The following is a 13,821-nucleotide window of genomic DNA, read 5'->3' as shown; positions in this document are numbered from 1 at the left end:
GGCAATGTGAAATTAATCGCCTTCGGGCGAAATATCAGGCCGCCATTCGCGGAACTGCGCCAGCGGCATCGGGCGGCTAATCCAGTATCCCTGCAGGAAGTTAACGCCGTGTTCGCGCAGCCAGGCCGCCTGTTCCGGCGTCTCTACCCCTTCGGCGACGGTCGACATATTCAGTCGTCTTGCCAGCGTCAGAACGGCATCCAGCACCGGCGACGTCACGGTCTCGGTACCGATCGCATTAACAAAACCACGGTCGATTTTGAGGTAGTCCATGGTGAAATGCTCAAGGTAAATCAGCGCGCTGTGGCCGGTACCAAAATCATCAATGGCGATTTCAAACCCTTCGTTATGCAGCCATTCGAAAAGGGTGTTGGCTTCCCGATGGTTGAGCATATCGCGCTCGGTAATTTCCAGCACGATCTGGAAGTAATCCGGCGGCAGCAGGGCTTTGAAGGTGCGCATATCGTCCTTGAAGCTTTCCGCATGCAGATGCCCCGGTGCAATGTTAATACCCACCTTTGCGCCCGGAGGTAACAGCGTTTGTAACACGGGAGCATCATGAATGATAAGGTCAAACAGATGCAGCGTCAGCGGGACAATCAGCTTCTGTGCTTCGGCAAAATTGATAAACGCGTCCGGCGGAATTTCCCCCATTGTCGGGTGTTTCCAGCGCATCAGGACTTCAAGCCCGGTCATCCTGAGCGATTTGGCATCGACGACGGGCTGATAAACCACATAAAACTGACCGCGCTTTATAGCGCTTAAAATTTCTTTACCCGGGTTGAGCCGAATGCTGAGGATGTAGTAGTTAAGCGATCCGGCACAAATCCCGCATACCAGCCCGAAGAACAGCGCGTAGAGAATTTCATCGCTGGTCCATGCGTCCGCATACAGGTTGATGGTCAGGGGGAGGTCTTTCAGCGTCGCCGTGCGGACCGGGATGTCATGCAAGTCGCGGGTATGAACCAGCGTGCTGGACCGCGTCGACAAGGCGTTATCGCCGATAATGATAGCGATACCCGCGAACTCGTCCTGGCGCTCAGTATAGAGCAGATAAGGCGTCAGATTAATATTCACAGAAGTGAACACCCCGCCGTCCTTCACTAATGGGTTGCGGTACCAGATCGCAATCGCAGGTTCATCAGGCAGCATGGGGGTACCCGGAAGCAACGCCATATCGATCTGTTTATTGATGTTCAGCTCAGGTATGAGCGTCTCCATCGGGGCATTCATCGGGCCTGTTGCCGAGGAGCAGAATGCCATCTGGTCCCGGACCAGCAGGAAGGCGCGAACGTTAATGCTGAAGGCCGCGCGTGAGGTGAGTTCCTGGTTGACGTCCTGGCACGTGTTCAGCGTGAGAGGCTGGAGGACATTGACCGCTTTTTTTAGGTCTTCGAAATAGCTCCCCATGTAGGCGCTCACATCATTCACCAGGGTGTCGAATTTGACTTCCCGCTTGTGGTAACTCCACGAAAATTGCAGGGAACCCAGGAGCAAGGCGGTGATGAGACCCGTGATAATACTGAGGATCAGTATTTTACGATTACTGGAGAAGTAGCGGGTGAGCATAGACGTCGTGATTCCTGAAAAGCCGCTTGATGTATTCAGTGTAACGGGCAAAAAAAAACACTGCCGAAGCAGTGCTTTTTTTCATCATATCGCCAGCCAAGGGATAACCAACGATACAATAGTTATATTAACTGCGGGTCAGTACGCGGCGCGCTTCGTTATAACGCTTCTTCCAGTACGGTTCGTTCATGCTGGAAATGGTCACACCGCTGCTGGTGGAGGCATGTACGAACTGGTCATTACCAATGTAGATGCCAACATGTCGACCTGTAGACCCCGCGCGGAACAGAACTAAATCGCCGGTGCGCAGTTTGGTACGTGAAATCGACTTGCCCATCTCCTGCTGTTCATAGGTTGAACGCGGAAGATCTAACCCAAATTGCTCGCGGAACGTACGCTGTACAAAACCGGAACAATCAATACCTGTTTTCGTGCTGCCGCCAAGACGATAACGCACACCTTTCCAGTCAGCATACTGGTCCATAATGCGGGACTTCACGTCCAGATTACGTACCATATTTTCAAATTCATCCTGAGAGGCTTGCAGTGAAGAGGAATCTTCCATTCCCACAACACGCGTCTCAGGATGCATATTCTTCGCGGTGTTCGATGTACTACATGCAGATAACAGTACCGCGACTGCTATCGCCGGGATCCCCCGCAAGATATATCTCAGAAACGGTTGAGATTTGACCATTTTGTTTATTTTCCCTTGAAGTCCTTAACGACAAATATCGTTATAAAAATGCCAAACGTGACGAGACTAATTATCTGTTCACATCGAGACAATTCTTTCTGGTCACATTTGTGGCATAGCGCACAAAATTATTCACCATCGAAATAATTATCCCTATGGGGCAAAACGAGTTCGAGATTAACCGATTGCCAGGGGTATTGCGAGTAAAAAAAGCCTTTTTTTTATAAGAAAATGTGATACAGAAAGTAAAAATCCGTAATTGCTTAAAATGCGGTCAGATCCGACGCGTGATCGCGCAATTGCTTAATTTTTATCATGAATGTGATGACAAGAATATGACAGAGGGAAAAGATCGTGGCGGGAAGGCTATCGGGGATCATGTCGATCCCTGATAGCTCACGTTAATTTAGGTTAGTTATTTGTTTAATTGTTGTTGCGCTCTACCGGGAAGATAGCGATCGAACAACGCTATTATCCTGTCGCTCAGCGGGGTCATTAAACACCACGGCAGCGCAATCAGCGCAACGGAGAGCGAACCGACAGCAATATCGGTGAACCAGTGAGCGCCAATCATTACGCGCGGGAAGGCAAAAACCACAAAAATAATCAGGGCTATGGCAAACGCTTTTCGGCCGAAATAGCGAAGCATGACTGCGGAAAAAATGAGCAGCATCATGCCGTGATCGCCGGGGAAACTGTCCTTCGACGCATCTTTTGTTGGAATATGCAGCAGCTCACTGACGCGATAAATATCGGTGAAAAAGAGCGTAGGGCTGGAACGCTTAACCGGAATAATCGCGGTAGCCAGCTGATTAATGACGACAGCAAACAGCAGCATTACCAGACCGATAATCAGAATACGCCGACGTCCCGCTTTATCCTCTTTAAGCCAGAAAGAGAGCATCAGGCAGCCCATGGCCAGCAGCGAGAAGCCGTCGAAGGCGCGGTTGTTGGTGATGGCCACCAGCCACAGGAATGCGTCGCTCTTCACCAGCGCCTGGTTGAAGAAGTGAAAGATGCCAGAATCCAGGGGGAACCAGAAACCATGATTCGCCGGGATATACCAGGAGAAGAAAAGCGCCAGACCGGCGACATTAAGCAGTAATATCAAGGGAAATCGAGTTGTCATAACGTTCTGCATAGAGTGAAAACTGGGGCAACGTTAGCCGCCCGAACTTAAACGAATCCTCAACAGGCTGGACTGGAGGGCATTCCAGTCGGCGTTAACCGCACTAATTAACTCTATTCGGCTGTCAGGCGGCGCCACGTTCTGCGTTTCAATGAAGAAATCGTCGCCCTGGCGGTTGATCCGCACCAGTCCGTCCGGCGTGCGCATGATCCCTTTCACGCGATCGACGGGCGCAAGGCGGGCCCACTCCAGAATCCCGATAGTATCGAAAACGGTCTCAGCATCGAAAATCCATCCGCAGGCCTGGTATCCCTGGCCGCTGTTCAGGTTACGACGCCAGCGCTGGTGCTCCGGCAGGCTCAGGGCTGCCAGACCCTGCTTAACCGGATGGCTGTGCGCATGATCCGCGCTGGCAGGCAGCTCGGTGAGGTTCAGACGAGGCAGGTCAAGCAGGGTGCTATCAATATTCCCCTGGGTGGTCTGCACCCGCGTGCGATTGCCGCCAAAATGTTGCCACCACGCCTCCAGCGCGGCCTGGCTTTCAGGCGTGGCGCGATCTTCCTTGTTGGCGACGATAACGTCCGCCGAGGCGAGCTGATCGCGGAAGTTCTCGTTGGCCACCGCCTTGTCATCCAGAAGCTGACGCGGATCGAGCAGGCACAGTGTGGCGCGCAGATCGATCCACGGCTCGTAAACCGGGGCGGTCAGTAAATCGAGGATCTGCTTCGGGTGGCCCAGCCCGGTCGGCTCAATCAGCAGGCGGTCGGGTTTGCCCTGACGCAGCAGGGTATTGAGCCCCACCTGCATCGGCAGGCCATTGACGCAGCACATGCATCCGCCGGGGATCTCTTTAATCATCGCGCCGCTGGATGACAGTAACGCGCCGTCAATGCCCACCTCGCCAAATTCATTGACCAGCACGGCCCACTTCTCGGCCGGATCTTTATTCGCCAGCAGGTGGAGAATTGAGGTGGTTTTACCGCTGCCGAGAAAACCGGTGATGAGGTTGGTTTTGGTCACGTGCGCTCCGGATGAGAATGATGATGCGATAACACTGTTCTCTATCCTGGCGAAAAACGTGACCTGTGAGAAGGGGAAGGGCGAACGGAGGCTTTATCCGTTCGCGTTAAGCGCAACAATCGTTAAATATTTAACGTTTCGATAACAGCCTGACGTGCGCCGTGACGGGTGATGCGCTGATAGGCCTGGCTAACGGCCTCAACAAAAACACGATTGTGCGCGAGATCGTGACCAAACACTTCGCTCAGCCCCAGCAGCGCGGGGACGCGGTCGATGTCGCTGCTGGCGTTGACGATCGTGCGGATTTTATCGCTGAGGGGATCGCGAACGTCAATCGCGTTGCCGCGCTCGTCGGTGCCGCTGACGTAGCGTATCCAGCCGGCCACGCCCAGGGCCAGCAGCGACCACGGCGTGTTTCGCTCAAGATGAACGCGGATCCCGTCCAGCATTCTTTGCGGAAGCTTCTGGCTACCGTCCATCGCGATTTGCCAGGTCCGATGCTGGAGGGCCGGGTTGGCAAAGCGTTCGAGCAGGCTATCGGCATACGCGGTGAGGTCGACATCCTTAATCCGTAACGTGGGGGCCTGCTCGTTCAGCATCAGCCGACGGGCGGCTTCCCGGAACGCTGCATCCTCCATGCATTCATTAATATGCGCGTAGCCAGCAAGATACCCGAGATACGCCAGGAAAGAGTGGCTGCCGTTGAGCATGCGTAATTTCATCTGCTCCCACGGCAGAACATCCTGCACCATCTGGACACCCGCCACTTCCCACTCGGGACGGCCGGCGACAAAATTATCTTCTATTACCCACTGAATGAACGGCTCGCAGCTGATGGCGCACGGATCTTCCACGCCGAGCGCGTCGGTGATTTCCGCCAGCGAGGCCTCCGTCGCGGCGGGAACAATCCTGTCGACCATCGTTCCGGGGAAGCTTACGTGGGTATCGATCCATTCAGATAACCCTGCGGAACGTTTTTGCGCCATGCCCAGCACGGCGTTTTTCACCACGTGCCCGTTGTCCGGGATATTGTCGCAGGAGAGCACGGTAAAGGCGGGCAGGCCGCGCTCGCGGCGGCGGTGGAGGGCTTCGACCAGGATCCCAGGGGCCGAATGTGGCTCGGAGGGGTTTTCAAGGTCGTGGACGATCCGGGGGTTATTCAGATCGAGTTTTCCGGTCGCGGGATCGATGCAATAGCCTTTCTCTGTGATGGTGAGCGAGACAATCGCAACCTGAGGCTCGCAAAATTTCTCAATAATGGCGGGCAGGGAGTCCTGCTTTGCGTTCAGGCATTCATGGACGGCACCGACGATAATGGCCTCATTTCCTTCAGCCCCTTTTTCCAGCACGGTGAACAGATGATCCTGCGCGCGCAGCTGGCTCATCAGCACATCGCCGCTGAAGAGGCTAATCTCACAAATCCCCCAGTCGCCGCCTTTTTCATTAAGCACCCGATTTGTTAACAAGGCCTGGTGCGCACGGTGAAACGCGCCAAAGCCAAAGTGGACGATGCGGGAGCGTAATGACTGGCGATCGTAGCGAGGTTGCTGAACCCGGGCAGGAAGGGTGGTGGAGGCAATTGTCTTCATGAGATACACACCTGATTAACCATTAATTAACAATGCCAGTGTAAAGTTATATGACAGCAAATAAAATTGGTGAGCCGTAAATATCCCCGTTATGTGAGTTTGATCAATCAATGTGTGGCGGTGTATTGACCCTTTGCGGTAAACATGTATGGTAGTCGTCATTGTAGTAACGCATATTGGTATAACAACTTAAGAGGGTGAGGCAATGGAACAAACCTGGCGTTGGTACGGGCCGAACGATCCGGTTTCTCTTGATGATGTGCGTCAGGCTGGCGCAACGGGTGTCGTCACGGCGCTGCATCATATTCCTAACGGTCAGGTCTGGCCGGTAGAGGAAATCCAGACGCGTCAGGCGCTGCTGGCGGAAAAGGGATTAACCTGGTCTGTAGTGGAAAGCATTCCGGTTCACGAAGACATCAAAACCCATTCCGGCGAGTATCAGACCTGGATTGCCAACTATCAGCAGAGCATCCGTAACCTCGCGGCCTGCGGTATTGATACCGTTTGCTACAACTTCATGCCCATTCTGGACTGGACGCGTACAGACCTCGAATATCAAATGCCGGACGGCTCAAAAGCGCTGCGTTTCGATCAGATTGCCTTTGCGGCATTCGAACTGCACATTCTGAAACGCCCTGGCGCAGAAGCGGATTACACCGCTGAAGAGCAGCAGCAGGCGCTCCAATGGTTCAATGCCGCCAGCGACGCGGACATCGAAAAGCTGACCCGTAATATTATTGCGGGCCTGCCGGGTGCCGAAGAGGGGTATACGCTGGATCAGTTCCGCGCCCGCCTGGCGGAGTACGGCAATATTGATAAGCAGCAGCTGCGTGAAAACATGGCGTATTTCCTGCGCGCAATTGTGCCGGTCGCGGAAGAGGTGGGGGTTCGCCTGGCGGTACATCCGGACGATCCACCGCGTCCTATCCTCGGCCTGCCGCGTATCGTGTCTACAATTGAAGATATGCAGTGGCTGAAAAAGACGGTCGACAGCATCCACAACGGCTTTACCATGTGTACCGGCTCCTACGGCGTGCGGGCCGATAACGATCTGGTGCGGATGATTAAAACCTTCGGCGATCGCATTCACTTTACGCATCTGCGTGCGACCTGCCGTGAAGAGAACCCAAAAACCTTCCACGAGGCGGCGCACCTGGGCGGCGATGTGAATATGGTCGCGGTGGTGGACGCTATTCTGGCGGAAGAGGCGCGTCGTAAGCAGGCAGGCGATGTGCGTCCTATTCCGTTCCGTCCTGACCACGGCCACCAGATGCTGGACGATCTGCGTAAGAAAACTAACCCGGGCTATTCGGCGATTGGCCGTCTTAAAGGGATGGCGGAAGTGCGCGGCGTTGAGCTGGCGCTGAAGATGACGAAGTATCCGGAGCTGCTGTAACCGGAATTGCCGGGTGGCGGCTTCGCCTTACCCGGCCTACAAAAACACAAAAACCGGCTTCTGGGCCGGTTTTTTCGTAGGTCGGGTAAGCGTAGCGCCACCCGACAAACGCCGCAATCAGTCAGCGCGACCCATATAGCGTTTTTCTTCGATATGGATGCGGATTTTCTCGCCAGCAGAAAGGTATTCCGGCACCTGCACAACCAGGCCGGTGGTCAGGGTAGCCGGTTTGTTGCGGGCACTGGCGGATGCGCCTTTGATGCCTGGTGCGGTTTCAACGATTTCCAGATCGACGGTCTGAGGCAGTTCCAGCGCCAACAGCACGCCGTCCCAGGTCAGAACCTGCATATCAGGCATACCGCCTTCCGGGATGAACAGCAGCTCTTCTTCAATCTGGTCTTTGGTGAAGATATACGGGGTGTAATCTTCTTTGTCCATGAACACATATTCGTTGCCGTCGATGTAGGAGAAATCAACATAGCGACGGGTCAGGGTCACGGTATCGACGATATCGTCACCTTTAAAGCGCTCTTCCACCTTCAGGCCGGTACGCACATCGGCGAAACGCATTTTGTACAGCGTAGCTGCACCACGGGCGCTTGGTGCCTGAATATCGATATCTTTCACAATCAGCAGTTTGCCGTTGTAATTCAGTACCATACCTTTCTTAATTTCGTTCGCTCTTGGCATTGCAGTAATCCTGTTTACGGGAGGTAAAAAATATCGCGCCAAATTACTCGCGCGCGGCCTTTCAGGCAAGAGGAATTCGTGGCTTTTGCTATCAATACGCAAAAGGTGTTACTGTGCGCGCGATACCCGACCGTACGGGCATCCGCCAGCGAAAGAGAGCATTTATGGATTGCCGTCCCGATTGTGGCGCGTGCTGTACTGCACCGTCCATTTCAAGCCCCATTCCAGGAATGCCCGAGGGCAAGCCTAATAGTCAATTATTCGCAGTATAAAAATGACATCGCTAAGCAGAAATGACTTTTTTGCTAAGTGTTTCAATTGCATGTGAAAAGCTTTCTCCATAGCCAGTTTTAGACAGTTGTAATAACTCATTGAGTCCGGAATGACTTGTAAACGAAAGGTTTTCATACAGACATATAGGCAGTTCTGAATTGTCTTTAAATCTTCTGTCTGGGCCTCCAGACTTGTTCACATACTTCCATGTCCTGCCAACGACTATGGCATCTCCAGGTACACCTTCGGTTTCAATGAATCGACTATCACCAACATTAACGAATAGCTGGTTATAACCAACAGCGCCTACACCTTCACGGTCATAAACGAGTACTCTATCTGGAAAAAAATGTAATGTTTGGCGACCGACATTGATAGCAATTGTCTCAATATTTGTCTTAACAAAGGGAGGCTTTGATTTGCTGATAGAGGTTACTTTTCTGCGTAGTAAGTTACCAGCCCCGGCATGATACTTGGGGTCATAAACGGCTCCAGAAGCTTCTATATGCCATACTTTTGAGCAGCTTGCGAGCTTGGCTCCACTGTCATGAAGTTGCTGGTAACATGTCATCATTTGATCATCAAAGTCATAAAAAAGAACGGTAGTCTTTCTTAACTGATCGTACATGTAAGCAAAAACAGAGATTGCTACCCCTACGATAAATCCTATAGCGAGGCACCACTCAGGCCATGCCTGTGAAAAACCGTAAAGTAACAGCGCAATCGAAAGGCACATGACCAAGGGCCATATTTGTAACTTTTTACGTTTGTTGTTCAACTCTTCAAGCAGTTCTCGGGAACTTGAATCAACGATTTGTGAGATATGTGATGACTCGATTTCCTCCAAAGGTGCATGTGTAGTGTCATGTACTATTTGGAATTCGTCTGATACATGTTGAACCTTATTTCTGTTCTGTGGGGCCAGGCTTGGTGAAAGCGAAGCACGATAATAGACTCCGCCAGCACCGATGTGGATGTAATTTCCTCTTGGGCCAGTACCAAACCTCAGTCCTTTCATTCCAATGGATGCACCGACTCCTGATTTGGATAGGTTAAATCTCATTGGTCCAACGCGAATGCTTTTCCTAACGTAAATGCCCATAGTAACTCCATGTAATAGGTAGCATGAGAATGTGGGTCAGCGAAAATCCTCACAAATTCTACATCAGAAAAATGATGAGGCTAGATGTCTTAAAGACAGCACTGTGTATTTTTATATTTTTCAATTGGTTAGTAAGTATTTTCCATTTTGATTGAGTTGCCTCTAAACAGTGATCTGTCTGTTGAAGTGTCTTTCTGTTATTGTTGACGATTGAGCTAAAGTTTGATTCAGAAGGCTAAATGGACTGTCGTAGCGATTGTGGGGCTTGTTGTATTGCTCCTTCCATCTCATCTCCAATCCCAGGGATGCCACAGGGTAAACCGGCCAATGTAAGATGCGTTCAGTTATCAGAAGATAACTTATGTGGCATCTTTGGCTCACCCCTGCGCCCTAAAGTATGCGGCAGTCTACAACCGTCGATAGATATGTGTGCTACGAACCGTGAAGAGGCAATTATTTATCTTATTCAATTAGAGGAAGAAACAGCACCTTTCGTTTGAGAATAGTTACCATTAAGAATTTTATTCGGCATTATTTTGTTTTTTTAACCGCTCTATTTCCTTGCGTAAGGCTTCATTCTCAGCCAATAAAGATGCATAGTCAGAAGATGGTTCACCTTCGGATAATATTTTAATTTTTGACGGACCACGTCTTTTTGTAACCAATTTGTATTCAGAATGAAATCGAAGATTTATATACGCATATTTCGTATTGGGGCTTGTCAAATTGTAAGTTGTTTTATAGACGGAACGTCTGGTCGTTGAGTCTATGGACATGGTGTCATTAGTAAAAACCATCTCAGGTGCAGATAGGTACGCTACATTGTCTTCACAGACGAAAAGATAACATAAAGCAGATTGGCTGCTTTCAATAGGTGCAATGCTCCAGCGAGCAATACCTATCAATTTATGATCAGGAAGCCGTTGTTTTATTTTTCTGACCCGGTCTACTTCACTTTTATCAAGGCCCAGAATGAGGGCTATATGGTTGAAAGAAGGCTTAAAAATGAATTGCGATTTTACTCGGTTATTGCCCACCCGGTTAAGTTTTACTGTGGATTCGCGAAGGAAATAGGGTTCTTTTTGTGTTCTTTTAGGAAAGATTGTAAAGTGTAAATTCATGGTTTCGTCTACTTGGAATCGTTGTTGATGCCATTATTTATCATCTTCCGCAGACAATCAAATTTTGTATGTCCCAAAAAACACGACATGTAAAGACATGAATTTTTAACATATTGATATATATAGATTATTTTTTACATCAAATCTCCTTAAAAGAGACATGGAAAAGACATATAATTATATAACTTATTGATTTGTAATGTTTTAATTTTGGTCTATAATATATAGCAACTTCGGCTGCGCCTCGTTGAAATCATACCCAAGCAATAATTCTGGAAGAGTTCGAGCGAAGCGAGTTCAGACGTGAGCGTAGCGAACGGATGACAGGGATCAATATGATCAGATCTTTTAACAACACAACACAACACAACACAACACAATATCAATACTACGAGTCGCGTAGCGACGAAGTATCACGGAGTGAGCGAAGCGAACAAGTGATGGTCTTACATTTTAAATTCAAAAAATGTTGTCTGTCACTTCGGCTTCGCCTCGTGAAACTTCGTCGCTACGCGACTCGTTGATCATACTTAAGAACAGTTGATTTGTTACAGTAAAAGAAGATGAACTGATCAAACGTTCATTGTATTTTTTCGAAACTTTATTGTTCTTCATTCATGGATTAAGACCTTTATAGGTCTTACATACTTGTTTTCCTTTATCGTTCCGCTGTTGCGATCCCTAGTTTCAAAGAGGATACAGTCTTCGGCTGGCTCAACACTTTCGCATTGGCTTTCTGTTCTAGTTCACGGATACAAGTTGCGAAGGGGCGAACTAATTTCTTCGCGTTGTGTTTTGCTCGTTCCTCATCTTCTTTTGTTCGTTCGGTAATCATGACTTCTCGAGCTCAGAGAAGGCCGAAAACATTTACATTATTAATCTGCCTTCTGAACTGCTGATGAATATATATTCCACTCTTCTAAAGATAACTTGTACAACTGGAGAAAAGTAACAACAGACCTGAGGCTCCAAAGAACATCATATTGATTTTGCTTACAGTTGGATAACTACTTGAATTCGGGAAATAAGATACTATATCTTGTAAAGGTCGAGTCAATTTTTGGTATATACAATGGAAGTCAAACCATTTCGTGTCCTTTGTTTAGATGGCGGTGGTATGCGTGGGGTTTATCAAGCGACGTATCTCAATACATTCGCGCAGCGTTTGCATAAATCTGGCAAAGGAGCCATAGATCCAGGCAGAGCGTTCGATTTAATTGTAGGAACCAGTACGGGCGGGATAGTTGCCTGCGCTCTTGCTGCGGGGGTCTCACTTGATAAGGTTGTTGATCTTTATCAAGTGCATGGTGGAAAAATTTTCCCTCGGCAACGATTACGTGCTTTACCTGTACTGGGGAAGTGTGTTCGTGCCCTTTTTTCTGGCCTTGCATCTGGGGATCAAGCCTTGCGAGCAATCCTTTCAGACTCCTTTGGCACCGAAACCATGGGGCAGGTCTATATTCGTCGTGGAATTGGGTTAGCCATCACAGCAGTGGATCTTAATCGCCATGCTGCCACAGTTTTCAAAACCCCTCATATGAATCGTCTTAATGGACGCGACAACGACCGACTATTGGTCGATGCCTGTATGGCAACTAGTGCCGCCCCTATCCTGAGATCAATCGCTCGTTTATCTGAACCAGGTGGCGGAGCAACTGTTGATTATGTTGATGGGGGGCTTTGGGCAAATAATCCGGGAGCGGTGGGAATGATAGAAGCTCATGAAATCCTTCAAAAAAGAGGAGAGATTGAGCGTCCGATTCAGTTATTTATGCTCGGTACGCTTCCTGTGCAGGGAGGCGAAGAACTTATGAGTGCTGATAAATTGCACCGAGGTGTTTGGGGATGGGGGGCAGGAATTAAGGCTATCACTGTAAGTATGAATTCACAGGCAATTGCGTACGACTACCTGGCTCGTAAAATCGCGGAGCTGCGAGGAGATGGGAGTTTTGCATATCGACTCCCTGCACAATGCCCATCAGGAGAACTCCAGAAGTATTTAGAAAATATGGACGATGCACGTCCTAGGGTGCTAAATGCGCTTGCCCGGCAAGCTATCTCAGATGTTGATTACGCTTGGGCTACGGCAGAATCAGTAAGTAAAATGGGCGCGTTTCGGACTGCATTGGCTAGCTCGTCCAATTATAGTTGTCATTAAATCCGAGGATCATCATGACCATTATTGATTGTAATAAAGAGATGAAAGGGTATCACTCAGAAGAAGTGAACCTTTCTAACGCAGAGCAGGCAGAAATGCGTAGCCGCCGTGACAATGGCCGAACAAGGCTCCAAAATGGATTGACAAAGGCTGGGCATCCTTTGCCAAAGAAATTCAGCTCTCAGGGCTCATATGCGATGCGGACAATGGTTCAGGATGATGCATGTGACTACGATATTGATGACGGTGCGTATTTCGATAAGGAAGATCTTAAGAACGCTGAAGGCGATTATCTTAGTGCGCTTGATGTTCGTAAGCGGGTTAAGAAGGCATTGAAGGATGACCGGTTGGCGTACGATGCGGTTGTCAAAACCAATTGTGTGCGTCAAGAGTATCCCGATGGCTATCACATCGATATTCCAATTTATCGTACGACCTGCTCTAAAGATATTTGGGGGAATGACGTCATAGAGTATGAATTAGCAAGTGGCGACGAATGGACTAAATCAGATGCACGTAAGGTCACGAGCTGGTACAACGATGCCGTTGGTAATGAACTGAAAACAGGGGAATCAGATACCAGTCAGATGCGCCGTATCACCAAACTTACTAAGAAAATGGCTAGAAGCCGTAATGCCTGGAAAAAAAAGACAACCAGTGGCATTTGTATTTCTAAGTTAGTTGTAGACAATTTTATTGCATGCCCAAATCGGGATGATGATGCTTTACGTGATACATGGAAGGCAATCAAATTGCAGTTAGACGTAAGTCAACGTATAGCCCACCCGGTATTTACTGATAAAAATCTTGCAGAAGAAGACGACGAATGCGTTATTTTTTTCCGGGGGTGTCTGGGAGATGCGCTGGAGGTATTGAAGGTTTTAGACGAGCACGATTGTACAAGTAAAAAGGCTGGCGAAGCCTGGGATGAGGTGTTTAATACAACCTATTTCAGTGCTCAGTTTACCACTACATCTAAATCGCTGTTACGGCCTGCGGTTGCTGCCTCGACTACTTTATCTTTTCCTAGTCATCCCGTACAACCTAACAAATCATCGGGATTTGCCTGATGAAGTG

12 protein-coding genes and 1 pseudogene are annotated in these 13,821 nt (G+C 49.3%); 5 read left to right on the top strand and 8 right to left on the bottom strand.

Annotated features, from left to right (window positions below; translation table 11 throughout):
- Nucleotides 1–12 precede the first annotated feature (12 nt).
- From ACEPLT_RS15355 to ACEPLT_RS15335, 5 genes are all read right to left on the bottom strand, one after another.
- Nucleotides 13–1,569: a cyclic di-GMP phosphodiesterase gene (locus ACEPLT_RS15355; protein WP_044597893.1), complete on the bottom strand. Its 1,557-nt coding sequence runs from the start codon at nt 1,567–1,569 to the stop codon at nt 13–15.
- Nucleotides 1,570–1,696: 127 nt separating this feature from the next.
- The gene (gene mepS / locus ACEPLT_RS15350) at nt 1,697–2,266 is read right to left on the bottom strand and encodes a bifunctional murein DD-endopeptidase/murein LD-carboxypeptidase (protein ID WP_008500946.1); all 570 of its coding nucleotides are present in this window, start codon (nt 2,264–2,266) and stop codon (nt 1,697–1,699) included.
- 415 nt (nt 2,267–2,681) lie between these two features.
- Nucleotides 2,682–3,395, bottom strand: coding sequence for a phosphatase PAP2 family protein (locus tag ACEPLT_RS15345; RefSeq protein WP_023618663.1), 714 nt, complete (start codon nt 3,393–3,395; stop codon nt 2,682–2,684).
- A gap of 33 nt (nt 3,396–3,428) precedes the next feature.
- Nucleotides 3,429–4,415 (bottom strand): CobW family GTP-binding protein, encoded by a 987-nt coding sequence (locus ACEPLT_RS15340; RefSeq protein WP_008500943.1) that lies wholly within the window; start codon nt 4,413–4,415, stop codon nt 3,429–3,431.
- 122 nt (nt 4,416–4,537) lie between these two features.
- The gene (locus ACEPLT_RS15335; protein WP_447088284.1) at nt 4,538–6,004 is read right to left on the bottom strand and encodes a mannitol dehydrogenase family protein; all 1,467 of its coding nucleotides are present in this window, start codon (nt 6,002–6,004) and stop codon (nt 4,538–4,540) included.
- A 205-nt stretch (nt 6,005–6,209) separates the two neighbouring features.
- On the opposite strand from ACEPLT_RS15335, the gene uxuA reads away from it, so the two are divergent.
- On the top strand, nt 6,210–7,400 hold the full coding sequence (gene uxuA, locus ACEPLT_RS15330; RefSeq protein WP_032675210.1) for a mannonate dehydratase: 1,191 nt from the start codon (nt 6,210–6,212) through the stop codon (nt 7,398–7,400).
- 117 nt (nt 7,401–7,517) lie between these two features.
- Here the strand turns inward: uxuA and yeiP are convergent, their stop codons facing one another.
- Nucleotides 7,518–8,090 carry an elongation factor P-like protein YeiP gene (yeiP, locus tag ACEPLT_RS15325; RefSeq protein WP_008500940.1) on the bottom strand — a complete coding sequence of 191 codons (573 nt, stop codon included), beginning with the start codon at nt 8,088–8,090 and terminating at the stop codon, nt 7,518–7,520.
- A gap of 164 nt (nt 8,091–8,254) precedes the next feature.
- On the opposite strand from yeiP, the pseudogene ACEPLT_RS15320 reads away from it, so the two are divergent.
- A pseudogene (locus tag ACEPLT_RS15320) lies at nt 8,255–8,338 on the top strand (YkgJ family cysteine cluster protein); the annotation flags it as partial.
- A 35-nt stretch (nt 8,339–8,373) separates the two neighbouring features.
- Here ACEPLT_RS15320 and ACEPLT_RS15315 read toward each other — a convergent pair.
- Nucleotides 8,374–9,465 carry a DUF4236 domain-containing protein gene (locus ACEPLT_RS15315; RefSeq protein ID WP_447088283.1) on the bottom strand — a complete coding sequence of 364 codons (1,092 nt, stop codon included), beginning with the start codon at nt 9,463–9,465 and terminating at the stop codon, nt 8,374–8,376.
- Between the two features lie 239 nt (nt 9,466–9,704).
- Here ACEPLT_RS15315 and ACEPLT_RS15310 point away from each other — a divergent pair, with 239 nt between their 5' ends.
- Nucleotides 9,705–9,965 (top strand): YkgJ family cysteine cluster protein, encoded by a 261-nt coding sequence (locus ACEPLT_RS15310; RefSeq protein WP_447088282.1) that lies wholly within the window; start codon nt 9,705–9,707, stop codon nt 9,963–9,965.
- 21 nt (nt 9,966–9,986) lie between these two features.
- Here the strand turns inward: ACEPLT_RS15310 and ACEPLT_RS15305 are convergent, their stop codons facing one another.
- Nucleotides 9,987–10,586, bottom strand: coding sequence for a hypothetical protein (locus ACEPLT_RS15305; RefSeq protein ID WP_447088281.1), 600 nt, complete (start codon nt 10,584–10,586; stop codon nt 9,987–9,989).
- Between the two features lie 1,072 nt (nt 10,587–11,658).
- Between ACEPLT_RS15305 and ACEPLT_RS15300 the strand changes: the two genes are divergently transcribed.
- Nucleotides 11,659–12,744 (top strand): patatin-like phospholipase family protein, encoded by a 1,086-nt coding sequence (locus tag ACEPLT_RS15300; protein ID WP_447088280.1) that lies wholly within the window; start codon nt 11,659–11,661, stop codon nt 12,742–12,744.
- 14 nt (nt 12,745–12,758) lie between these two features.
- Nucleotides 12,759–13,814: a cyclic GMP-AMP synthase DncV-like nucleotidyltransferase gene (locus tag ACEPLT_RS15295; protein ID WP_063944269.1), complete on the top strand. Its 1,056-nt coding sequence runs from the start codon at nt 12,759–12,761 to the stop codon at nt 13,812–13,814.
- Nucleotides 13,815–13,821 lie beyond the last annotated feature (7 nt).

Source organism: Enterobacter sp. fkY84-1 (genome assembly GCF_052974705.1).
The sequence above is the reverse complement of the archived record's forward strand: the minus strand, read 5'-3'. Positions and strand labels throughout refer to the sequence as shown.